Here is a 23060-nt window from a genome sequence, read left to right as displayed (position 1 = left end):
GCCCTAGACAGGCAATAACGCCGCCGCTATCCGCCGCCCCTCGGCCAGCAACACATTATAGGTCCGGCACGCCGCAGGGCTGGCCATCGGTTCGACCCCTATATGGGCTGCCTCCAAGGCTTCTCGCAAAGGTTTGGGAATATGCGTGGTCTCGGCCCCCGTGCCGATAAACAGCACATCGACCTTTAGCGCCAGCAACGCCGCCGCATCCCCGTACCCGCCCCACGCGGTGACAGAGTTTGGCAATACCAGCACCGCCCCCTCGAAAACCTTACCGCCGACACGGAAAAACCCCGGCCCATAGCCGTCAATCGGCATGGTATCTTTGAATTCGACCTCGGTGAATTGCATGTGCGTCTCCTTGAGCGAAACCAATCCGATTGAATTCGCCTTTGAACCCCGAACGCATTAACTAACGTTAACGCTGCCTCGGGCTTCAAGGTAAATACTTGTTTGCCGATTAGATTGGTTTCGCTCTAATCAAACAATGGCAACCCGTTTAGCGCCGATGCGGCAATAATGAAATAGGCAACCGCGCGGTAGACCCGCTCGTATCCCGGGGCAAACAACCAGCCACCCAGCACATTCGCCGCCAGATAGGGCAGCGTCAGCAATGCACCTAAAACCACAGCCGATGCCACCAGATAGCCGTTCAGATGCAACACCCCGATCATCATCAGATCACACAGCAGCAGATAAACCATGATATTAGCACGGATCACCGCCGCCGGATGCGAACTGGCCATATAGAGCATGATCACCGGCGGCCCCGGCAATCCGACGCTGCCGGCGAGGAACCCGCCCAACCCGCCCGCGCCATAAATCATCGGCGGCCTTAACACCCCCTGATAGCGAAATCCGCCGACCAGCAGCACCAGCAACAGGATCGAGGTCATCGACACGCCATAGCGAAACAACTCGGGTGCGATCAGACCCAGTACCAGCACCCCCAGCGGCAAAGCCACCAGCGTGCCCAGTGACAAGCGCAGAATATCCGCCGGATGACCTGTGCGAATGGCGCGCGGGATGTTGGGCAACGGACCGATCAGATCCATGATCAACAGGGTGGTCAGCGCCTCGAACGGGGTCAGGATTTGACCCGCCACAGGCAGATACACCATCGCCGTGCCAAATCCGGAAAATCCGCGCACCAGCCCTGCGACCGTTGCAGCAGCCACCAGCAGCCAGAACCCTTCGCTTGCAATGACGCCCGCGAAGATGCCCATCCTTACGCGTCGATACCTGCGTATTGTCCGCCCGCTTCGGGGTTTTGTTTCGACCAGTCGCGTTTCACCCCAAGGCGAAGCAGGATGGCGGATGCGATAAACACCGATGAATACGTCCCGACAATCACACCCCAGATCATCGCAAACACAAAGCCGCGGATCACGTCGCCGCCCAGCACAAACAGGGCCACCAGCGCAATTAATGTGGTGACGGAAGTCATCACCGTGCGTGACAGGGTTTCATTGATCGACAGGTTCAACACCTCTTTTAGCGTCAGTTTCTTGAACTTGCGCAGATTCTCGCGCACGCGGTCAAACACAACCACGGTATCGTTCAACGAATAGCCAACGATGGTCAGCAAGGCAGCGATGATGGCCAGATCGAACTTGATCTGCACCAGACTAAAGATGCCGATGGTCAGCACCACGTCATGCACCAATGCGGCCACAGCCCCGACAGAAAACTGCCATTCAAACCGCAGCCAGATGTAAAACAACACCGCCACAATCGCCGCAATCACCGCCTCGACAGCGGTCCAGACCAATTCGCCCGACACTTTGGGTCCAACAGATTCAACGGCGGCAAATGTGATCGACGGCTCATAGGCCTGCAATGCGGTCTTAATATCTGCAATAGTGCTGGTGGTGACGGCTTCATCGCCCTCTTGCGCCTCAATGCGAATTTGGGTCACGTGCAAATCGGGCTTGGCCGGATCGAACACTTCGGTGATCGACACATCGCCAAGGTTCAGCGGTGCAATCGCATCGCGATATTCCCTGACATCCACAGCGATGTCCGAATCCGTGCGGATCGTGGTGCCACCTTTGAAATCAATGCCGTAGTTCAACCCTTGCATGAAAAACAGCACGATAGACGCGATCATCATTAAGGCAGAAAAACCCATTGTCAGCTTCGATGTTTTGAAGAAATCCCATTTTGTATCTTTGGGTACAAGTCGTAATCTCATCGTCTTATACCTCTATCGTTTTGGGGCGGCGGCGTTCAAACCAGATCACTACGATCAGCCGTGTTACAAAAATCGCGGTAAAGACCGAGGTGATAATCCCCAGCCCCAGCGTAATCGCAAAACCGCGCACGGGGCCAGAGCCCATGACAAACAGAATGACCGCTGTGATAAACGTGGTGATGTTGGCGTCCAGAATAGCGCTCAACGCTTTCTCATAGCCCAGCTCAATCGCCCGCGCTGGCCCTTTGGCCGATTTCAGTTCCTCGCGTATTCGCTCGAAAATCAGCACGTTGGCATCCACCGCCATCCCGACGGTCAAAACAATCCCCGCGATCCCGGGCAAGGTCAGCGTCGCCCCGATCATCGACAGCAGACCAAAGATCAGCCCGACGTTGATAACCAGCGCAATATCGGCAAACAGCCCGAACAGCCCGTAAGACAGCACCATAAACACCAGCACCCCGATGCCAGCGACAATCGCCGCAATTTTACCCGCGTCAATACTGTCTTGGCCCAGCTCCGGCCCGATCGTGCGTTCCTCAAGGAAATTCATCTTGGCAGGCAGTGCCCCTGCCCGTAATAAAATCGCCAGCTTGGTCGATTCCTCGACTGTAAAACTACCGGTGATAATGCCGGACCCGCCCGAAATGTGGCTCTGGATTGTCGGGGCGGAAATCACCTCGCGATCCAGCACAATCGCAAAAGGCGATCCGATATTTTCAGCCGTGTAGTTACCGAATTTGCGCCCGCCCGCAGGGTTAAAGCGGAAGTTCACCGCAGGGCGGCCGTTCTGATCAAACGTCGGCTGCGCATCGACCAATTCCTCGCCTGTGACGACGGGCAGTTCCTCTACAATGTAATACACACCTTCCCGGTCCAGCGATGGCAACACTTCATTACGCGCCCCGGGGCTAGCGTCAGGATCACTTGTTTGGCCAACAACGGGTTTGAACTCCAGCTTGGCGGTTGATCCCAGCAAATCTTTCAATTCCTGTGCCGATCCCAGCCCTGGAACCTGAATCAATATCCGGTTGGTGCCTTGCCGCTGGATTGTCGGCTCGCGGGTGCCCACTTCGTCCACGCGGCGGCGGACGATTTCCAGCGTCCGTGCGATGGTTAATTCGTCACTGACCTGCTTTTCTGCTTCGGACAGAACCATAGTGATCACATCGCCATTGGCACTAAACTCCAGATCTTGCGATCCGACGCCCGACAGCGTGGTCACGGCCTGTGCCAATCCGCGCACCAATTCCAATGCGCGTGGCATGGCCTCGGGGTTGCCAATGCGCACCCGCAATTCCTGGGCTGGTGAATCCAGCCGGCGCACCGCGCCAACCACATCCCGTTCGGGCCGCAGCACATCGCGCACCGCAGGCCACATACCCTTAACGCGGGCCTCGTAAACATCTTCGACCTGCACCTCGGCCAGCAAATGCGCCCCACCGCGCAGATCCAGCCCAAGGTTCACCAGACTGGATGGCATCCACGATGGCCATGTATCCGCTGCCGCCAAACGTTCAGGCGTGCTGCCCAGTTTGTCGATTTCGACCAGTGCATCATTGTGGGTTTCCACACGGGTATAAAACCCGTTGGGCAACGCCATAAACAGGCCAAGCGCAACAAGCCCCCAAATGACGATGCGCTTCCATAAATCGATTTGCAGCATATGTTTGCCTGTATTCCTAAGTGGTCCGGTCGATGGACGAATTGACGCCCGATTAATTATCGTTTGCGGGTTCTGTTTTGTTCAACACTTGTGAAATGGTCGATTGAATGACGCGCACCTTCACATCTTTCGCAATTTCAATCTCGATCTCGCCAGCTTCTTTCACCTTGGTCACCTTGCCGATGACGCCACCAGCGGTCACCACCTGATCGCCACGGCGCAGCGCTGCGACCATCGCCTGATGCTGTTTCATCTTCTTTTGCTGCGGACGGATCAGCAGGAAATACATGATCGCAAAAATCAGGATCAGCGGGATGAAAGAGCCAAGCGCACTTACGCCCCCTGCTCCGGCGGCCTGTGCATAGGCGGGTGTTACAAACATATCATCGTCCTTTGTGTTTATTACCGGCGAATGGCGCCAATACCGTTGGCGCGCACCCTATATGTGGCCCTTTTGCTTGGCAAGCCATGGCAGGCGTAAATCAAGGCTTCAAAGCAGCGCATATCTAAGGCATATGGGGGGCAAGTGATGACAATCAATCGGGAACCAGCAAAATGCACGATATTAAAATGATCCGCGATAACCCAGCCGCATTTGACGCTGCAATGGCGCGCCGTGGTCTCTCTGGTATTTCCGCGGCGGTTCTGGCGATTGACACGGCGCGGCGCGGCGCGATTGCGCGGGCCGAAGCGGCGCTAACCGAACGCAATGCAGCATCCAAACTGGTGGGCGCGGCCAAGGCCAGCGGTGACGAGGCCGAGTTTGAACGCTTGCGCGCACTGGTTGGCGAAAAGAAAGCCGAGATTGCCACGCTTGAAGAAGAGGCCAAAGCAAAGGATGCCGAATTGCGCGACATGCTGATGGGCCTGCCCAATCTGCCCGCCGATGATGTGCCGGATGGGGCCGACGAGGACGATAACGTCGAAATCCACACATGGGGCAGCCCGCGCAATTTCGCCTTTGATCCCAAAGAGCATTTCGAGATCAAAGCGGTGCAAGGCGGCATGGATTTCGAGGTCGCCGCCAAGCTGTCCGGCTCGCGCTTTGTTGTAATGTCCGGCGCGGTTGCCCGTGTGCACCGTGCGCTGGCGCAATTCATGCTGGATACCCACATTGACAAACATGATCTGCGCGAAACCAACGTACCGGTTCTGGTGCGTGAGGAAATGATGTATGGCACGGGGCAACTGCCGAAATTCGGCGAGGACAGCTATAAAACCACCGATGGCTGGTGGCTGATCCCCACCGCCGAGGTGCCGCTGACCAATATCGTCAATGGCGAGGTGATCGACGAGGCCACCCTGCCCCACCGCCATGTCGCCCATACGCTGTGTTTTCGTAGCGAGGCCGGATCGGCTGGCCGTGACACATCGGGCATGCTGCGCCAGCACCAGTTTGAAAAGGTCGAGATGGTTTCCATCACCCACCCTGACAAATCAAATGATGAACACACCCGCATGACCAAATGCGCCGAGGCGATACTGGAGGCGCTGAATCTGGCCTATCGCACCGTGATCCTGTGCACCGGTGATCTGGGCTTCGGCATGCGTAAAACCCATGACATCGAGGTGTGGTTGCCCGGCCAAAACGCCTACCGCGAGATCAGCTCGATTTCTGTCGCCGGTGATTTTCAGGCCCGCCGGATGAACGCCCGTTTCAAACCCGCAGGCGGTGGAAAACCCGAATTTGTGCATACCCTGAATGGCTCGGGTCTGGCGGTTGGGCGTTGCCTGATTGCGGTGCTGGAAAACGGCCAGAACGAGGATGGTTCGGTCAGTTTGCCCGACGTGTTACACCCCTATCTGGGCGGCAAAACCACAATTGCTGCCGATGGTCATCTGGGCTGATTGGTGGTATAATTCCTTATGGGTGTTCTACCTATCCCCTGACCTACTATAAGGGAGCAACATTATGGGATTGTTCGATTTTCTAAGCGGGCGCAAACGGCCAAAATCCGGCGTTGTTGCCGTCAGTCCTGACCAGTTGGAGACAGCTATTCTGGCGCTAAACCGCGACACCGCCCCCTACCGGATCACCAAATGCGACGACGACAGGTGCGATCTGGTGGCCGAGTGGAAGATTGTTGACGCCAAATGGTACGAGATTTTCGGCAAGGCCGGTCTGAAAAAGGCGTTCAAGGTCAAAATGCGGCTGGACGTGGAAAATTCCGAGGTCCGCGCGGTGGATATGGATTATACCGTCAGTTGGCGGGCCGGTGTGCCAGAACTGGAGTTTCAGGCGTCGGGTTTTCGTGGCCAGAAAACCGAAATCTCGTTTGGCACCGCTTACGGTTTTACCGAAGAGTTAAGGCTCGGACAGATTTACAATTACCGCTTCAATTCATCCGAAATCAAAAAACCGCTGCAACAGGCGGTGACTGATAACGGCTGGACATGGCGCGGTGTTGCGTTTGGCAAACTGTAACCGGTCAGTGCTGCTCGCTGCTTGATGGAACAAACACCATAGCTGCGGGGAACGCTATCATCTTGTTGGCGTCCTCGTCCCACAGTTTCCAACGCAAACAGCCCAGCCCCTGAATGAACCCGATCTTTTGCGAATCCAGCAAATGCTCACACGCCTCATAGCATTTGCACAGATTGTAGCAGGGGATATTGGCGTTCAGATGGTGCAGATCGTGATAGGCGATGTTGGCGGTCAGAAAATTATAGACCCGCCCGAAATCCAGCACTGCTGAGGATTGCAGCGCCGCCGCCTCGAATGTATGGCTCGGTTTGCGGTCCCAATACATACCTTCAAAATTATGCTGCACATAAGGGATCATCGCGCCAAAGAAACCGGCAATAATAACACTGCCACCCAGCACCCAAAGCGCCGTTGCCCCAAACAGGGCATACAACCCCCACAGGTATAACCCAATCGCTATATTGTTTAGCATCACATCCCAAACACCTGTTTTTATCCCGTTTTTTGGAAAACGATACTGAACAAGATAAACAAACAGCGGCCCGATAAAAAACAGGGTCAGCGGGCTGCGATACAGCCGATACCCCAGCCGTTTCCACAAAGGGGCGCTGCGATATTCCGCCAGCGTCATGGTGAAAATCTCGCCCGCATCGCGGTGTTCCAGATCACCGATATAGGCGTGGTGCTGGTTATGATTGTATTTGGTCGCATTATAGGGCGCGAATGTGAACGGCGCCATCAGGCGCCCCACTGTGTCATTCATCCGCCGCGTGGTAAAGAACGATCCGTGCCCACAATCATGTTGCAACATGTATAGGCGAATCGCAGCAAACGCCACGGCCACAGACAGCGGCAGCAGTAGATACCATGTGTCAGCGAATGTAATCGCCAGCCACAACAGCAGGAAGTAGGCCGCCAATGTGCCAATGACATTCAGGATCGCAACCGTATTGTTCCGCGTGGTATAGGCGCGGGAAATTTCTCTAATATTCATATTCAAATTCTCTTGAGTCTTGAAATAATGTGAGTGTTACTAAGCAATAAGGCTACAAATACAGCTTTTACTCTATGGTAAATTTTCAAACAGTCAAATTATAAACTGCCCCTCCCGGGCATAACCCGCGCACCATTCTACCTTGCAAACAGTTGCTGCGCCGAACGTTGCACAGGTTATTGGCTTAGCCTAAAAAGGATGTCTTGCCTTTCTTTATCAATTCCTCTGCATAATTGGGATTCACATAAATAGTCGCCCCCTTAAGAGTGCCGAATGCGCTCCAGGTGCCGTTCAAATCCTTGCAAATTTGCCACTCGTCCCGTGTGAAATCACCACTCATCAGGACCGCATCTGCCTTGCCACTGCAAAATGTGACAATTCCCGCAGCCCTGCCGGAAAACGCGGTTTTGATGGCTATGCCATCCTGCTTAAACTCACCTGCCGCAATCATTCCGGGCCCTGACTCGCCGACCATGACAAAGGGGACGGGGAATCCGCCAGCGGTTGTCCTGCTTACAGGGGCGTCGGGGGTTTCCGTACAGGCCGAAACCAAAACCGCAGTTGAGAGTGCTAAAACAATACGCATCATCGGGGAGATCCTTTCAAAACAATAAAACAAATATTGCAATGACCTTACAGAAGAAGCGCAAACCTGCGCAAGGTAAGGAAATCATTGCCTCAAGCACCCGCACCTCGGGGCTTGTCCCCGAGAGAACCCAGCGCCGCGTTAGCGGCTCCTTACGAATGGGATGGCTTGTCCAAATGCTTGCGCAGACGGCTGGGCGTTGCTTTTTTCTTGTTCTTATAGGGGTTCGCTTCGGCCTGTGATCGCATCCATAGCCGGATCGGCGTGCCGGGCATATCGAAACTTTCCCGCAGACCGTTCACCAGATAGCGCGAATAGGAGGCGGGCAGTTTTTCGGGCATCGAGCACATCACCACAAAGCCCGGCGGGCGGGTTTTGGCTTGGGTCATATAGCGCAATTTTATCCGGCGACCCGCCGGTGCGGGCGGCGGGTGTGCCTCGACCATATCAATCAGCCAACGGTTCAATTGCGCTGTGGTAACACGACGGTTCCAGACCTCGTGGGCCTTCATCACCGCCTCTTGCAGCCGGTTCAACCCTTTGCCGGTTTTGGCTGATACGGTGACCAAGGGCGCACCACGAAGTTGCGGTAAAAGGCGTTCAAAAGACTCGCGCAAGTCTTTGAGTTTCTTTTGTTTATGGCGTTCAACATCCCATTTATTCACCGCCAGAACCACCGCACGCCCCTCGCGTTCGGCAAGGTCGGCAATCCGTAAATCCTGTTGTTCAAACGGGATTTCGGCGTCAATCAGCACGATCACCACCTCGGCGAATTTCACCGCTCGCAGACCATCCGAAACCGACAGCTTTTCCAGCTTTTCCTGCACGCGGGCCTTTTTGCGCATCCCTGCGGTGTCAAACATCCGGATCGGCACACCGTCCCAATCCATCTGCACCGAAATTGCATCGCGGGTGATCCCCGCCTCGGGTCCGGTCAGCAAACGCTCTTCGCCCAGCATCTGGTTGATCAATGTGGATTTGCCCGCATTCGGCCGGCCAACCACAGCGATTTGCAGCGGCTTTTCGCGTGTAGGAACCCGCGGCGCATCCGCATCCTCGTCGCTCACCTCAATATCGGTTTCCGGCGTGTCATCTTTGGCGGCTTTAGCAAATTCATCAGCCAGCGGCATCAGGATCGACAACAGCTCGCTCATCCCCTCGCCATGTTCAGCCGACAAGCGTAAAGGTTCGCCCAGACCCAGCGAATATGCCTCGATCACGCCCGCATCCGCCGCGCGGCCCTCGCCCTTGTTTGCCGCCAAAATCACGTGTTTCGCCCGCTTTCGCAGCAATCCGGCAAAAAACTCATCCGTCGGGTTCACCCCGACCCGCGCATCGATCATGAACAGGCAAATATCGGCCATATCCACCGCACGCTCAGTCAATTTGCGCATCCGCCCTTGCAGGCTTTCGTCTGTCGCTTCCTCAAGCCCCGCTGTGTCAATCACGGTAAACCGCAAGTCCCCCAGACGCGCAGCACCCTCGCGCAAATCGCGCGTTACGCCAGGTTGGTCATCGACCAACGCCAAACGCTTACCGACAAGACGGTTGAACAGGGTGGATTTACCCACATTAGGGCGCCCCACAATGGCGAGTGTAAAGCTCATCTTTTGCTCCGAATGGCAGATCAAGTGGCTTGCGATACAGCAAAGCTGTGCCAACTAAAACCCCCGCCAAGGCCCATCGTCAATTTTAATTGATGGCAACAGGCTCGCAACAACCTGTTAATGCAGCTTGGGCTCGACATTGATTGAAACGCAAACATTGGTTTGCCCTTCTATCTCCATCACCGGTCCGGCCTCGTGAATGTCGACCCCCATACGTTTGCCAGCCTTGCACATAGTATGTGGAATAATACCGATAATCCGTTTCGCCCCCAGTTCCTGTGCTGCCTCAATCATTTGATGCACCAACTGCATATGGATGCGAAACCGTTCCTTGCCAGGAACCCCTTGGGTGACAAATATCCGTGTGCCTTCCCAGACATCCGCACTGACCGGGGCTGGCTCGTCCATTATGTTTTCGGGGATACTGTCAAGCAAACCCAACTGGGCATCACGGATCATATAGGAATAAACCCCGTTTTGCGCCGTCGTTGGTGTCAGCCGGATACCCGCCAACACCTTTTTGTTTTTATCATGGATTGCGATCCAGCGGCTGGCTGGGGTGTCATACTGGTCGTATTCCATCCCCTCGGCGTTATTTAGCGCCCATTTGTTACGTTCAACAAACACATCATGACGCGCCCGAAAGATGTTTCCAAACAGTTCACCATGCATGTGCATGTTACTAAAAGACAGAGTTGTAGCTTGCATTGTAGTGCCTCCTTACGGCGTGGGTAGTCAAGTACAGGAGGCGGCTATCAGAGCAGATTCTGTTCTTTTGCCCGTGTTATGGCTTCGGCTGTCGATCGGGCGTTCATACGTGTGCGCGCAGATTTTAATCTGGCTTTAAGCGCACTTTCAGATATTCCCAGCTTCTCAGAAGCAGCACTATATAAATCGCCCCCAGCGATCAGTCGTAATGCATCGGCCTGATTTTTTGTCAGGGACTTGGCTTCGGTCACAAGGTCATGGATGCGGGTGAATACGTCTATTGCACGGTGGATTTCATCGTTGGTGAATTCGCGGTCAGAACGCGCAAACCCCAACATGGAGCGTTTGGATATTTTCCCCAGTGAAATCACCACACCATAGTTCATGCCATATTCAGCCGCCTTCCCCATAATGTTCATTGGATCGGGTATTTTCAACTCGCTCCAACGCCTGTGACCAGTGTTGGTCAATGACCAGACAACCACCGGATCCCAATATGCCATCAGGCTTTCTGCGTAATGTTCTTTCCACTTGGCAGGGTAAGTGTCCCTGACCAGTGCCGGACCTGAAAAACGAAGCTTCAGCCCTGCCGCAAAACCTGCGGGGGCGATTTCACCTAGCTCATCAAAAGCTGTATCTAAAGCCTTGCCCAAGAACATTATTTCAATGTGCCTGTCGCTAAACCAAAGATCAACCATAAAGGGTAACAAAATATCATTTCTCTCCTTTCTCGAACTATCGAAAGGCGTGCAACTGTCCTTTGGTTGACACCACATACATAACACCACCCACAATGACCGGATTGGTTGTCGCCCCGCCGGGAATATCGACCGTGCCAATCAAAGCGCCATCAACCGGATTGAAGGACCGGATCACACCGTCATTACTGGCCACAATCAGGCGACCACCGGCCAGAACAGGGCCGTAATGCGAAAACACTGCCTTGCGGCGGCGCACCTTTTCTCGTGTGTAATAGGGCATTTCAACGCTCCAGATGCGTTCACCTGTGGCAGCATCAAGCCGCACCAGATTTGCCTCGTCACTGACCAGAAACACCGACCCACCCACAGGCCACACGGGGCTGTAGGCGCCCTCGGTGGCGGTCCACAGCCGCTCGCCGCTGCCCAGATCAAGCGCGACAATACGCCCCGACTGGCTGCCGGCGTAAACCACGCCGTTTGCGACCACGGGATCGCCGGTTATATCGGTGATCCCGGCATAGGCGCGGCCACGCCGCTTGCCCGACACCGAAGAGGCCCATGTGCGCACGCCGCCTTTACGAAACGCTGCAATCAACTCGCCCGATCCAAAAGGAAAGACCGCGAATTTATCCGTGACCGCCGGCGCTGTGCCGCCCACCATCACCGATGGCGTAGGTGATCCTGGCAGTTGCCATTTGATCCGGCCATCCTTGGTGCTGATCGCCCATGCGCGGCTGTCGCGCGATGTCACATAGACCAGATCACCGCGCACGGTAGGCGCACCCGTGGCCGATGCATCCAGTTTTTGCACCCAGCGTTCAGCGCCGGTGGCTGCATCCAGCGCCACCAATGCGCCATAGCCTGTTGTCGCATAGACCGTATTGCCGTCAACGGCCACCCCCCCGCCAGAGGCTTCGCCGGATTTGTCAGAGGCAGGCGTAAGGTCGTGCGACCAGATTGCAGCGCCGCTGGTTGAATGGGCCATGACACCGGCCTGCGCATCCAGTGTAAATATGCGACCGGCCGAAACAACAGGATCAGCCGTGATCCTGTACTTGCGGCTTTCACCAGCCCCAATCGAGGCGCTCCAGATATGGGTCAGGTTCTTTGCAAGCGCCGGATGGATGATCTTGTGTTCCGGTGTGCCGTTGCGGTGGGTCCATTCACTGTAGTTCACAGTGGCGGGCAGACTGATCGGTACAGCACGGTTTACGACAACAGCTTCTGCCGCTGTTCCGTCTCCTTGCTCAGCTGCCTCTCCAAGCGGGCTGCGCAGATCCAGACGCTCGCCCGGTAAAATCAATTCGCGTTTGGCGCAACCAACCAGCAGGCCGACAATGGCCGCCCCTGCAATCACACGGGTCAGCTTCATGGCAGTTCCACCTTTTTCTTGTCGCTCGATCTTGCGTTCATATCTCGTCACGCTTGCCCCCTGCGCCCCTTTTTTAAGAAGCGTCAATTTCTCCACCCAACACCACAATCAACTGTGACGCGCGATTGCGCAAGCCTGCTGTCACTTCGACATCACTAATAATATCCTTTAAGCGGGAAATAGCTGCATCATTTCTGCCTTCTTCGACATCCAGCATCGCCAGCTGTTCTTCGGCCAACAGGCGGAACGGGGCACCGGCTATCGCCAGTGTCGCCAGTTTGGAACGGCGCTCGTCTGCGGCCATGTCACTGCCCGCCAGCAACACCAGCTTTAGCGTGGCCAGATCGCGGTAGGCTTTGGGCTGGGTCGCATCACCCGCTACCTTTGCCAGTGCCGCCATTGCCCCCGCCTTGTCGCCCGCAGCCAGCGCATCGGCAGCCCGCAGCATCGCCACCAGCGATTGCGCGCCTGCATCCTCCGCATTGACTTTGGCCAGTGCCGCCGCGCGTGCAGCACTGTCATCCAGCTCCAGCGCCTCCAGCAGGCTGTCGCCAAAACCCTGTGCCGCAGCCATATCGCGGGCCTTGGCCCATTCATTATAGGCAGCACCACCAACCAGAAGCAAAATTGCCAAAACACCAATCCAGCCATATTTGCGCATCAGCTTGAACAGCTTGTCGCGGCGCACCTCTTCGCTGACTTCTTCTATAAAACTGTCTGTCTCGCTCACGACATATTCCCCTGACGCCTGCGCACACCCCTGTATGCGTTACGGCTTGATGTTTTCTAACGATGTTTTACCTATCACAACAGACTTTGCCAAGGGGCAGCACACCATTGCAAACCATCCATGTAATTTGCCCGTTGCATTCGATAACTGAACCGCATAGTTTAGCAAAAATGGTGCTGGATATATTAACACGCGCCATCAGCATGAACGAGGCTTGAATGAAACTGCTCCCTTTCCTTATCGCGCTACTGGTTTCGGCGTTTCTGTATCTGATGGTGTTTGAACGGGACCGCCTGCTTGGCTTTGCCAGCAATGAAACAATGACAGCGGATGTGGCAGCACAGGAACAAACAACGCCACCCGCAATCGCGGACGCGACAGACGCATCCACTGACCCCGTGCGCCTTGTCTCGGTTGTGGCCATTCATTCGGTCGCCCAAACTGTCGATAGCGCGGTTTTGTTGCGCGGCCGCACAGAAGCAGCCCGCCAAGTCAACGTCATGGCCGAAACCTCGGGCAAAGTGATTTCGACCCCCTTGCGCAAAGGCGCTTATATCGAAGCGGGCCAAACCCTGTGCCAGCTGGACCCCGGCACCCGCGAATCCCGTCTGGCTGAGGCCAAAGCACGCCTGACCGAGGCCGAGGCCCGCCTGCCCGAAGCACAGGCCCGTGCATTAGGGGCCGCCGCCACGTTGACCGAGGCCAAAATCAGCGAAAACGCAGCACGGCGCTTGAACGAAAGCGGCTATGCCTCTGAAACCCGCGCCGCCTCGGCCGAGGCTGCGTTGCAAGCGGCCCTTGCAGGTGTCGAGAGCGCCAAGGCCGCTGTGGTTTCGGCCAAGGCCAGCGCCGAGGCCGCCAAAGCCGTTGTTGCCTCGACCTTGAAAGACATCGAAAACCTGACCATCACCGCGCCCTTTGCCGGACTGCTAGAAACCGACACCGCCGAATTGGGCGCGTTGCTGCAACCTGGCGCGCATTGCGCCACGATCATCCAGCTGGACCCGATCAAACTGGTTGGCTTTGCGCCGGAAACCGAAGTTGACCGTGTAACGGTTGGCGCTATGGCGGGCGCACGTCTGGCCACAGGCAGCAAAGTTGTCGGGCGGGTGACATTCCTGTCACGATCCGCCGACCCCCTAACCCGCACCTTTCGCGTCGAAGTCGAAGTGCCCAACACCGGCCTTGCGATCCGCGATGGCCAAACCGTTGAAATCCTCGTCGCATCTGACGGCGCATCGGCACATCTATTGCCGCAATCCTCGCTGACGCTAGACAACGACGGGACATTGGGCGTGCGCTATGTAGGCGATGGCGACATCGTCGGATTTGCCCCGGTCACCATCCTGCGCGACACGGCAAGCGGCATCTGGGTCGCTGGCCTACCCGACACAATCAACGTAATCGTAACAGGCCATGAATACGTGGTGAAAGGTGTCAAAGTCGATGCCACTTACCAAGGGGTCAGCCAATGACCGGCATCGTCGATTGGGCAGCGGGCCGCGCCCGCATGGTGCTGGCCTTTATCGTACTGTCCTTGATTGCAGGCTCAATGGCCTATGCGATCCTGCCCAAAGAGGGCGAGCCCGACATCGAAATTCCGATGGTGATCATTTCGGTCCCCTTCCCTGGCATTTCGGCGGCGGATGCGGAAAAGCTGCTGGTCAAACCGATGGAAACCGAACTGTCCGATCTGGACGGGTTGAAAACCATGTCGGCCACGGCCGCCGAAAACTATGCCGTCACAATTCTGGAATTCGACTTCGGCTGGGACAAAAGCCAGATCATCGCCGATGTGCGCGACAAGATGAGCACGGTCGAGGCGCAGTTTCCCTCCGGCGCCGACAAATACGTCATTTCCGAATTCAACTTTTCCGAATTCCCGATCATCATCGTCAATCTGACCGGCGATTTGCCCGAACGCACCCTGCTCCGCGTGGCCAAAGACCTCCAAGACCGACTGGAAGAGTTGGAGCCAGTGCTAGAGGCCGCCCTGACCGGCCACCGCGACGAGATGGTCGAGGTGGTGATCGACCCGCTGCGACTGGAAGCTTATAACGTCACGGCACTGGACCTGATCAACGTGGTGGTGAACAACAACCAGTTGATCGCGGCGGGCGAAATCGAAACTGCCACCGGCGCGTTTTCGGTCAAAATCCCGTCGTCCTTTGACGAGGTGCAGGATATTTACAACCTACCGGTTAAAACCAACGGCGACCGTGTGGTCACATTGGGTGATCTGGCCGATATTCGCCTGACATTCGAGGACCGCACCGGTATTGCCCGCTATAACGGCGACAACACCGTGGCGTTGCAAGTCAGCAAGCGCAAAGGGTTCAACATCATCGACACCTCGGATCTGGTGCGCGAGGTGGTGGCCCGCGAAAGTGCGCTGTGGCCTGAAGAACTGCAAGCCGCGATCAATATCGGCACCTCCAATGACCAGTCCCGCATCGTGGGCAGCATGGTGCGCCAACTCGAAGGCTCGGTTCTAACCGCCATCGCGCTGGTGATGATCGTGGTGCTGGCAACCCTTGGCACCCGGTCCGCCCTGCTGGTCGGATTCGCCATTCCGACGTCGTTCCTGCTGTGTTTTGTGCTTCTGGCAATCATGGGGATTGCGGTGTCCAACATCGTGATGTTCGGCCTGATACTGGCGGTCGGAATGCTGGTGGACGGGGCAATTGTGGTGGTCGAATACGCGGATCGGCGCATCCGCGAGGGTGTCGGCCCGATGCACGCTTACGTGGAGGCCGCCAAACGGATGTTCTGGCCCATCGTATCCTCGACCGCGACAACGCTGTGCGCGTTCCTGCCGATGCTGTTCTGGCCCGGTGTGCCGGGGCAATTCATGGGCATGTTGCCGGTCACGCTGATCTTTGTTCTGTCCGCATCGCTTGTGGTGGCGCTGGTGTATCTGCCGGTGATGGGCGGTGTTACAGGCCGGATGTCACGCAGTTTTGGCGCCGCTTCTGATATGCTGCGCCCATTGCCGTGGATCATCCGCGCAGCGCTGGCGGTTGGCGCATTGTTTCTGGTGTTCGTCGGCGCGATGCAGGGTCTGAACCCCGACTACATTCCGCCGCTTGGCGCTGTGATCGCTAACGTCAAAGAAAACACATCCGGCATTGTAACCGTCCTGATCGTCTTTGTGTTGCAATCCGCCCCGTTCCTGATCGCGGCGGTTTTGGCCTCGATCACCGTGGGTGCCGCCAAGTTTGAACGCAAAGCCAAACGCATTCGCGCTGGCTATCACCGCTCGCTGTTTGGCTGGCTGATCCGTTTTGTCACCGGCAACCCTGTGATGCCGCTGGTCACAATCGGGCTGGTCATCGGCTTTGTCGTGGTGGTGTTCGGCATCTTTGCCGCCAACAACAACGGCACCGAATTCTTTGTTGAATCCGAACCCGAACAGGCCATCGTTTTCGTGCGCGAACGCGGCAACCTGTCCCTGATCGAAAAAGACGCCGCCGTGCGACAGGTCGAACAGGTGGTTATGTCCGTTGAAGGTATCCAGAGCGCCTTTGCCTTTGCCGGTGAAGGCGGCTTGAAACAGAATGATGGTGGTGCCGGCTCGCCACGCGACACCATTGGCCGTGTGCAAATCGAACTGATCCCGTGGGACGATCGCTCGGAAATTGCCGAACTGGACGGGGACCTGGTGCTTGAGCGCCTAAAGAAAGCGCTGGCCGAAATCCCCGGCATCCGCACCGAAATCCTCAACCTGTCGCGTGGTCCTGCCTCCGGCAAACCCGTGCATATCCGCCTAAAGGGCAACGACTGGGCCGCCCTGAACGAGGCCGCGATCATCGTGCGTTCCCGTTTTGATACAACGGTTGGCCTAACCGATATCGAGGATACAACCCCCCTGCCCGGTATCGACTGGCAGATCGATGTGGACGTGGAAAAGGCGGGGCGATACGGCGCCGATGTGCGCACCGTGGGTGGCATGGTGCAACTGGTCACCCGCGGTATCCTGCTCGATACCATGCGGGTTGATTCATCGGACGAGGAAATCGAAATCCGCGTGCGCCTGCCTGAACAGGACCGCGTGCTGTCAACACTCGACAGTCTGCGTGTGCGTACCAAAGACGGGCTGGTGCCGCTGTCCAATTTCATCACCCGCAAACCAGTCGCCAAACTGGGACAGATCGACCGCGTTGACCAGCGCCGCTATTTCGATGTCAAAGCGGCGCTGATTGACGGGCTAACCAAAGAGGTGACCGATGATTCCGGCGAGGTTTCCGAGGTTCCAATCACCGCAAACGAGCGTATCGAAACCCTGACCACATGGCTGGAAACCGAAAAACCCCTGCCCGCTGGTATCGTCTGGGAATGGACCGGCGACAATGAAGAAGAAGCCGAAACCGGCGCGTTTCTGGGCAAGGCATTTCTGGGCGCGCTTGGCCTGATGTTCATCATCCTGCTGGCGCAGTTCAACAGCTTTTACAACTCGGTTCTGGTGCTGCTGGCGGTGATCCTGTCAACCACCGGCGTGCTGATCGGCATGTTGGTTATGGATCAGGCATTTTCAATGATCATGACCGGCACCGGCGTTGTTGCCTTGGCGGGAATCGTAGTCAACAACAACATTGTTTTGATCGACACCTATCAGGAATATTCGCAATTCATGCCACGGTTAGAGGCGATATCGCGCACTGCACAGGACCGCCTGCGCCCCGTTCTGTTGACCACCATCACCACGATGGCGGGGCTTGCGCCGATGATGTTCGGCCTGTCGCTGGATTTCTTCAACGGCGGCTTTACCGTCGATTCACCCACGGCGCTTTGGTGGAAACAACTGGCCACCGCGATTGTGTTCGGCCTTGGCATCGCCACGGTTCTGACGCTGGTGTTCACCCCCTCGATGCTGGCCTTGCGGGTCTGGATCACGGCGGGCGCCTATCGGTCGGCCAAGGGGCTGAAAGCCCTGTCATTGGGCCGCGCCAGTGTCGAGGCCCGCGACATCGCGTTAAACCGTGCCAGCCGTAAGTTGAAGTCACCGGAACTGGTTTGGGGCGATGATCTGGTTGACGCCCCCGCCCCTGTTGATCTGCACGAGGACGATGTTGACGGGAACGATGATACCGAAGTCAAACTGGCCGATCTGGAACTGGTGCTGGCCAAAACCACCAAACCCAAAGCTGCACCAAAGAAGAAACCCCGCAAGAAAGCGGTCGCGAAGAAGCCTAAGGCAAAGGGCAAGACCCCGCCGTTGCGGGCGGCTGAATAAGGGACCGGTTCCCATCGCATTCACTCGCCACAACCACCGCACCTGTATCATTGACCGTGTTTGAAACGCGTGCCGTATTCTTTTGAATTAGACCCGAAGAATCCGACATAAGGACACTGGATATGGCCCGTAATAAAATTATCAATATCTTTGTAACCCTTGGGCTGGCATCGGCCATTGCCATAACCGCGGCCCCGTCATTTGCCCGCGAGGTCTATGTCTGGCGCGATGACAATTATTACACGATGTGGGCCGGAACCACCCTGTCGGATTGCGAAGCGGTCGAGGTCGATTCATGCACCCGCAACTTTGAATGCGATGGCAGCACGATCTATCTGTCCGCCTATACCTACAACACCATCGCGCAGGACTTAAGCAACGGACATTATTATGTCTTTTCGCTGGATGGCCCGACCGGCTACCAGATTTGCACCCTATCGCCCAATTAGGATCAGGTTTTGGCGCGTTTTGGTGTCGGCATTTTCCAAGCAAAGCGCGCGATTGCGATCAGCAATAGAACCTCGATCAGGCTCCCGACCCAGTAGTATATCCACACCTCGCCGATGCAACTGCCCAGAATGGTGATTGCGTAAACAACAGCCACGATCAAATTGGCCCAGCGGCTGATCTTTGGCGCAAGGATAAGGGTAAGGGAAAGCATCAGGCTTGGAATGATTACATAGATTGTTGTCAATAGCAGGAACGTTTGATCCACCGTGAAAACGGCAACTTTTCCGGCCAGCGCATTCTCGATGACATCCGCCCTAAAGAACGCAAAAATATCAACGTAAGCAAAGATGAAAAGCGTTGAAGCCCACAATGCCGCGATCTTGATGCGTACGTCTATTTTGTCTTCTGTTGGCGGTTTGGCGGCGTGTTTAATATCTGTCATTTCGTCCTCTGACGTCAGATCGTGGGTATAAACCTGCGGTATGCGCCTCTCGGACCTTAGGTCAGGATCTGCTGATCCTGCATGCTCAGTCTGGCATGATTATTCTGCAACAGCCAACCCCTTTTCCTCATCCGCCTGCTGACTGTTCCACATCGCGTAATAACGCCCAGCATTGGCCAGCAATTCCTCATGGCTGCCTTGCTCCACGATCAACCCGTCCTCGAGCACCACAATCTGGTCTGCGTCCACAATCGTCGACAGACGGTGGGCGATGGTGATAACCGTGCGCCCCTGCCCCATTTCGCGTAAGGAGTCCTGAATGTCGCGTTCGGTCTGTGTATCCAGCGCTGATGTTGCCTCGTCCAGCAACAGGATCGGCGGGTTTTTCAACAGGGTGCGGGCGATGCCGACGCGCTGTTTTTCGCCACCTGACAGCTTCAACCCACGTTCCCCAACAGTGGTTTCATACCCATCCGGCAGCACCATGATGAAATCGTGGATTTTAGCCGCCTTCGCCGCCGCTTCAACCTCGCTGCGCGACGCCTCGGGCCGCCCATAGGCGATGTTGTAATAGATCGTGTCGTTGAACAGCACCGTGTCCTGTGGCACCACACCGATATTTGCGTGCAGGCTGGCTTGCGTCACATCGCGCAGGTCTTGGCCGTCAATCCGTAACGCGCCGCCATTGACATCGTAGAACCGGAACAGCAGCCGCCCGATGGTGGATTTACCGCTGCCCGACGGGCCAACGATGGCCACAGTTTCACCCGCACCCACGGTCAGGCTGACACCCTTCAGAATGGGACGCTCGGCCTCATAGCCGAAATGCACATCGTCCAGAACCAGCTCGCCCCCCTTCACCACCAGCGGTTTGGCATCCGGCTTGTCGTTCACCTCGGCGGGTTGCTCCAGCAGGCTGAACATCTCGCCCATATCGACCAAGGATTGGCGAATTTCGCGATACACCGTGCCCAGAAAATTCAGCGGCATGGTGATCTGGATCATATAGGCGTTGACCATGACGAAATCGCCAACAGTCAGGGTGCCGCTCTGCACCCCCATCGCCGCCATCACCATCACCCCGACCAGACCGGCGGTGATAAACACCGACTGGCCAAAATTCAGAAACGCCAGTGAATAGGAGGTTTTCAACGCCATCGCCTCGTACCCCGCCATCGACACGTCGTACCGCGCCGCCTCGCGTTCCTCGGCCCCGAAATATTTCACGGTTTCGAAATTCAGCAGGCTGTCGATTGCCTTTTGGTTGGCGTCGGTGTCCTCGTCATTCATCTGCTTGCGGATTTTCACCCGCCATTCGGTCACCTTGAAGGTGAACCAGACGTAAGCCCAGATCGTGGCCACAACCACGGCCAGATACCACACATCAAACACGAAATAGAGGATGCCCGCGACCATCGCCAGTTCCAGCACCAGCGGCCCCATGGAAAACAACATGAACCGCAGCAGGAATTCGACCCCCTTGACCCCGCGCTCGATAATCCGGCTCAACCCGCCGGTTTTGCGGGTGATGTGATAGCGCATCGACAAACGGTGCATATGTTGGAACGTTTCCAGCGCCAACGAGCGTAGCGCCCGCTGCCCGACCCGGGCAAACGCCACATCGCGCAATTGCTGGAACCCGACCGTCATCAGCTTGGCCATACCATAGGCCAGCGTCAGACCAACGGCACCGGCCCCCAGCATCCACGCGGGGCTTGCGGCACCATCACCGGTTAACGCATCCACTGCAGCCTTGTAAAAGAACGGCGTCAGCACCGAAATCACCTTGGCAAACACCAGCAGGAACATCGCCACCACAACGCGACGTTTCACCCAGCCCTGCCCTTTTGGCCACATATAGGGCACCACCTTGCGGATGGTCTGGCGGCTTTGGCGGCGTTCTTCGGCTGAGAATTCGGTTTTGGTGATTTGGCTGACCATGCGCATCTTTCAAATTGGTGGAAGACGGAATGTATGCGCCGCGCAGGGCAATTACCAGCGCCCGTTTCTTTTTTGTCTAAATATCCGCGCCGCAGGCATAAAAACATTTATGCGCTCCGCGCGGGGGATATTTAAGGAACGAAAAAAGGCATGCCTATTCGGGCACCGTAAACACCTGACCCGGATAAATCAGGTCGGGGTTTCGGATATTATCGCGGTTGGCCTCGAACACCCTGACATACAGCATGCCATCGCCGTATCTGTCGCGGGCAATCGCCCACAGGGTCGATCCGGGCTGGACTGTAACGGCAGTTACCTGTTGTGCGGGCGCCGCCGTCTGCGCGTTTGCCAACACCTCGGCTGTTTCACGTTTGAACGGGGTTTCAACGCGCGAGGTCACCGTGCCCGAGGCATCGACCTGATCAACCCGCAACGTATAGACGCCGGTATCAACATCGGGCAGTTGCAAATGCCATGCCCCCCCGTCATTGATCGGTGTGGTCAAAACCGGTGTATTGTCCAGATAAACCCGCACAAACCCCGTATCCGAGCCGCGCCCCGATAATTGCACCTCGCCCTCTGCATCATAGGAAATAGCATCAATCACCACATTGCGCATAACTTCTGGTCCGCTTTCGGCGGGTTGCAACACCCGCACGCCTTCGTCATTGGCCAGCAACACGGTGGGCGCTTGCGGCGCTGTGACGATGGTCGGGGTATCGTTTGATGCCGCTTGCGGTAGGGCATCCAGATCAGTGTCCGGCAGCGGCACGGTGTTGTCAGGGGATGCGGTAACAGCCTCGGGTTCAGATAGCGGTTCGGGTTTCTGGACCGGCGTCAGGATCACACTGTCGTTCGAGACCACCGGCGCGCCACCTGTGTCCTTTGTTGTCAGCGATAACACCTGTGCACCGTCACTGGCCGGCACCGGCAACATCGCCACGAAATTACCCTGTGCGTCTGCCGTGGCGGCGCCAATCTCGACCCCGTCCAGCAAAATCGCCACATCCGCATCGGGGCTGGCATTGCCCGCAATGACGCTTGATCCATCCGGTTCAACCCGCACCACATCGAATGCAGGCGCAAGGGGTTGAGCGGGCTCGGGTGCTTCAGGGCTGGCTGTGGGGGCGGCGACCACGGGTGTTGGCGCATCATCAGGTTGCGATGCTGTTACGGGCGCTTGCCCCGCTCCAACCGGATCATCCCCTGTAGAAACCGCCTGATAGATAAAATAGGCCGCCAGCGCCAAAACCAGCGCCAATGCGCCACCTGCGATTGCGCGGGCGCCATAGCCCATGCCGGACGTTCCTGACATCATTTTATCCCTACTTACACGGCCCCAGCGGCCCTGCGCTTGCCTGATCATAGCAACCCCGCTATCATGGATCAAACCTCCATTTGGGAAAATACCTGTTACATGTCAAATCCCCCTTCCTCCCGCCGCTCGGTTTGCGTCTATTGCGGATCCCGCTTTGGCAACAATCCCGCCTATAAGGGCGCCGCAACCGAACTGGGCCAGACAATCGCGGGCAAGGGCTGGCGACTGGTTTATGGCGCGGGTGATGTCGGGTTGATGGGCGCTGTTGCCGACGGGGCGCAAGGTGCGGGTGGCGAAACCTTTGGCGTGATCCCCGAACATTTGTTGCGCCGCGAGGTCGGCAAACGCGATTTAACCCAGTTCATCGTCACCGAAAACATGCACGAGCGCAAAAAGGTAATGTATATGAATTCGGACGTCATTGTGGTGTTGCCCGGCGGGGCCGGATCACTGGACGAGATGTTCGAGGTGCTGACATGGCGCCAGTTGGGCCTGCATGAAAAACCGATCTATCTGCTGAATATCGAGGGCTATTGGGACCCGCTGATTACCCTGCTGGATCATGTGATTGATCAGGGCTTTGCCGATGCCAGCTTGCGGGATTATTTTACCGTGGTGGATACGGTTGACGGGCTGGGGGCTGCTCTTTCCTGACGCAGCGCATTCAGCGTATAGACCGCAAAAGCCGCCCAG

The 23060-nt window shown here is 56.6% G+C and carries 21 protein-coding genes; 6 read left to right on the top strand and 15 right to left on the bottom strand.

What is annotated here, in order from left to right:
• Positions 1-3 precede the first annotated feature (3 nt).
• From ACWB12_RS07025 to yajC, 5 genes are all read right to left on the bottom strand, one after another.
• On the bottom strand, positions 4-351 hold the full coding sequence (locus ACWB12_RS07025) for an Mth938-like domain-containing protein (RefSeq protein ID WP_479529354.1): 348 nt from the start codon (positions 349-351) through the stop codon (positions 4-6).
• A 125-nt stretch (positions 352-476) separates the two neighbouring features.
• The gene (locus tag ACWB12_RS07020) at positions 477-1226 is read right to left on the bottom strand and encodes a TSUP family transporter (protein WP_479529353.1); all 750 of its coding nucleotides are present in this window, start codon (positions 1224-1226) and stop codon (positions 477-479) included.
• 2 nt (positions 1227-1228) lie between these two features.
• Complete coding sequence (gene secF / locus ACWB12_RS07015) at positions 1229-2194, bottom strand: protein translocase subunit SecF (protein WP_479529352.1); 966 nt, start codon at positions 2192-2194, stop codon at positions 1229-1231.
• A 4-nt stretch (positions 2195-2198) separates the two neighbouring features.
• A complete protein-coding gene (gene secD / locus ACWB12_RS07010) occupies positions 2199-3860 on the bottom strand; it encodes a protein translocase subunit SecD (RefSeq protein WP_479529351.1) in 1662 nt (553 codons plus the stop codon).
• Positions 3861-3912: 52 nt separating this feature from the next.
• Entirely contained in the window at positions 3913-4242 is a 330-nt protein-coding gene (gene yajC, locus ACWB12_RS07005; RefSeq protein WP_479529350.1) for a preprotein translocase subunit YajC, read from the bottom strand.
• A 173-nt stretch (positions 4243-4415) separates the two neighbouring features.
• Here yajC and serS point away from each other — a divergent pair, with 173 nt between their 5' ends.
• Both serS and ACWB12_RS06995 read left to right on the top strand, forming a co-directional pair.
• On the top strand, positions 4416-5708 hold the full coding sequence (gene serS / locus ACWB12_RS07000) for a serine--tRNA ligase (RefSeq protein ID WP_479529349.1): 1293 nt from the start codon (positions 4416-4418) through the stop codon (positions 5706-5708).
• Between the two features lie 64 nt (positions 5709-5772).
• Positions 5773-6285, top strand: a complete 513-nt coding sequence (locus tag ACWB12_RS06995; protein ID WP_479529348.1) for a hypothetical protein — start codon at positions 5773-5775, stop codon at positions 6283-6285.
• A 4-nt stretch (positions 6286-6289) separates the two neighbouring features.
• On the opposite strand, the gene ACWB12_RS06990 is transcribed toward ACWB12_RS06995, so the two are convergent.
• From ACWB12_RS06990 to ACWB12_RS06960, 7 genes are all read right to left on the bottom strand, one after another.
• Positions 6290-7279 (bottom strand): fatty acid desaturase, encoded by a 990-nt coding sequence (locus ACWB12_RS06990; protein WP_479529347.1) that lies wholly within the window; start codon positions 7277-7279, stop codon positions 6290-6292.
• A gap of 184 nt (positions 7280-7463) precedes the next feature.
• Positions 7464-7868, bottom strand: a complete 405-nt coding sequence (locus ACWB12_RS06985; RefSeq protein ID WP_479529346.1) for a hypothetical protein — start codon at positions 7866-7868, stop codon at positions 7464-7466.
• Positions 7869-8017: 149 nt separating this feature from the next.
• On the bottom strand, positions 8018-9472 hold the full coding sequence (gene der, locus ACWB12_RS06980) for a ribosome biogenesis GTPase Der (protein ID WP_479529345.1): 1455 nt from the start codon (positions 9470-9472) through the stop codon (positions 8018-8020).
• A 117-nt stretch (positions 9473-9589) separates the two neighbouring features.
• Complete coding sequence (locus tag ACWB12_RS06975) at positions 9590-10180, bottom strand: acyl-homoserine-lactone synthase (RefSeq protein ID WP_479529344.1); 591 nt, start codon at positions 10178-10180, stop codon at positions 9590-9592.
• 47 nt (positions 10181-10227) lie between these two features.
• Positions 10228-10878 carry a helix-turn-helix transcriptional regulator gene (locus tag ACWB12_RS06970; RefSeq protein ID WP_479529343.1) on the bottom strand — a complete coding sequence of 217 codons (651 nt, stop codon included), beginning with the start codon at positions 10876-10878 and terminating at the stop codon, positions 10228-10230.
• Positions 10879-10915: 37 nt separating this feature from the next.
• Positions 10916-12304 carry an outer membrane protein assembly factor BamB family protein gene (locus ACWB12_RS06965; protein WP_479529342.1) on the bottom strand — a complete coding sequence of 463 codons (1389 nt, stop codon included), beginning with the start codon at positions 12302-12304 and terminating at the stop codon, positions 10916-10918.
• Positions 12305-12326: 22 nt separating this feature from the next.
• Complete coding sequence (locus tag ACWB12_RS06960) at positions 12327-12983, bottom strand: tetratricopeptide repeat protein (RefSeq protein ID WP_479529341.1); 657 nt, start codon at positions 12981-12983, stop codon at positions 12327-12329.
• 218 nt (positions 12984-13201) lie between these two features.
• On the opposite strand from ACWB12_RS06960, the gene ACWB12_RS06955 reads away from it, so the two are divergent.
• From ACWB12_RS06955 to ACWB12_RS06945, 3 genes are all read left to right on the top strand, one after another.
• Positions 13202-14458: an efflux RND transporter periplasmic adaptor subunit gene (locus tag ACWB12_RS06955; protein ID WP_479529340.1), complete on the top strand. Its 1257-nt coding sequence runs from the start codon at positions 13202-13204 to the stop codon at positions 14456-14458.
• On the top strand, positions 14455-18216 hold the full coding sequence (locus ACWB12_RS06950) for an efflux RND transporter permease subunit (protein ID WP_479529339.1): 3762 nt from the start codon (positions 14455-14457) through the stop codon (positions 18214-18216). The genes ACWB12_RS06955 and ACWB12_RS06950 overlap by 4 nt, the downstream gene beginning before the upstream one ends.
• Before the next feature lie 122 nt (positions 18217-18338).
• Complete coding sequence (locus ACWB12_RS06945; protein ID WP_479529338.1) at positions 18339-18665, top strand: hypothetical protein; 327 nt, start codon at positions 18339-18341, stop codon at positions 18663-18665.
• Positions 18666-18667: 2 nt separating this feature from the next.
• On the opposite strand, the gene ACWB12_RS06940 is transcribed toward ACWB12_RS06945, so the two are convergent.
• The 3 genes from ACWB12_RS06940 to ACWB12_RS06930 all read right to left on the bottom strand — a co-directional run bounded on the left by ACWB12_RS06940 (position 18668) and on the right by ACWB12_RS06930 (position 22367).
• A complete protein-coding gene (locus ACWB12_RS06940; protein WP_479529337.1) occupies positions 18668-19108 on the bottom strand; it encodes a DUF6326 family protein in 441 nt (146 codons plus the stop codon).
• Between the two features lie 99 nt (positions 19109-19207).
• Positions 19208-21049, bottom strand: coding sequence for an ABCB family ABC transporter ATP-binding protein/permease (locus ACWB12_RS06935; RefSeq protein WP_479529336.1), 1842 nt, complete (start codon positions 21047-21049; stop codon positions 19208-19210).
• Between the two features lie 154 nt (positions 21050-21203).
• On the bottom strand, positions 21204-22367 hold the full coding sequence (locus tag ACWB12_RS06930) for a LysM peptidoglycan-binding domain-containing protein (RefSeq protein WP_479529335.1): 1164 nt from the start codon (positions 22365-22367) through the stop codon (positions 21204-21206).
• A gap of 99 nt (positions 22368-22466) precedes the next feature.
• Between ACWB12_RS06930 and ACWB12_RS06925 the strand changes: the two genes are divergently transcribed.
• Positions 22467-23021, top strand: coding sequence for an LOG family protein (locus ACWB12_RS06925; protein WP_479529334.1), 555 nt, complete (start codon positions 22467-22469; stop codon positions 23019-23021).
• Positions 23022-23060 lie beyond the last annotated feature (39 nt).

Source organism: Profundibacter sp. (genome assembly GCF_056498605.1).
Note: the sequence above shows the minus strand (reverse complement) of the source record. Positions and strands in the feature narration are given on the sequence as shown.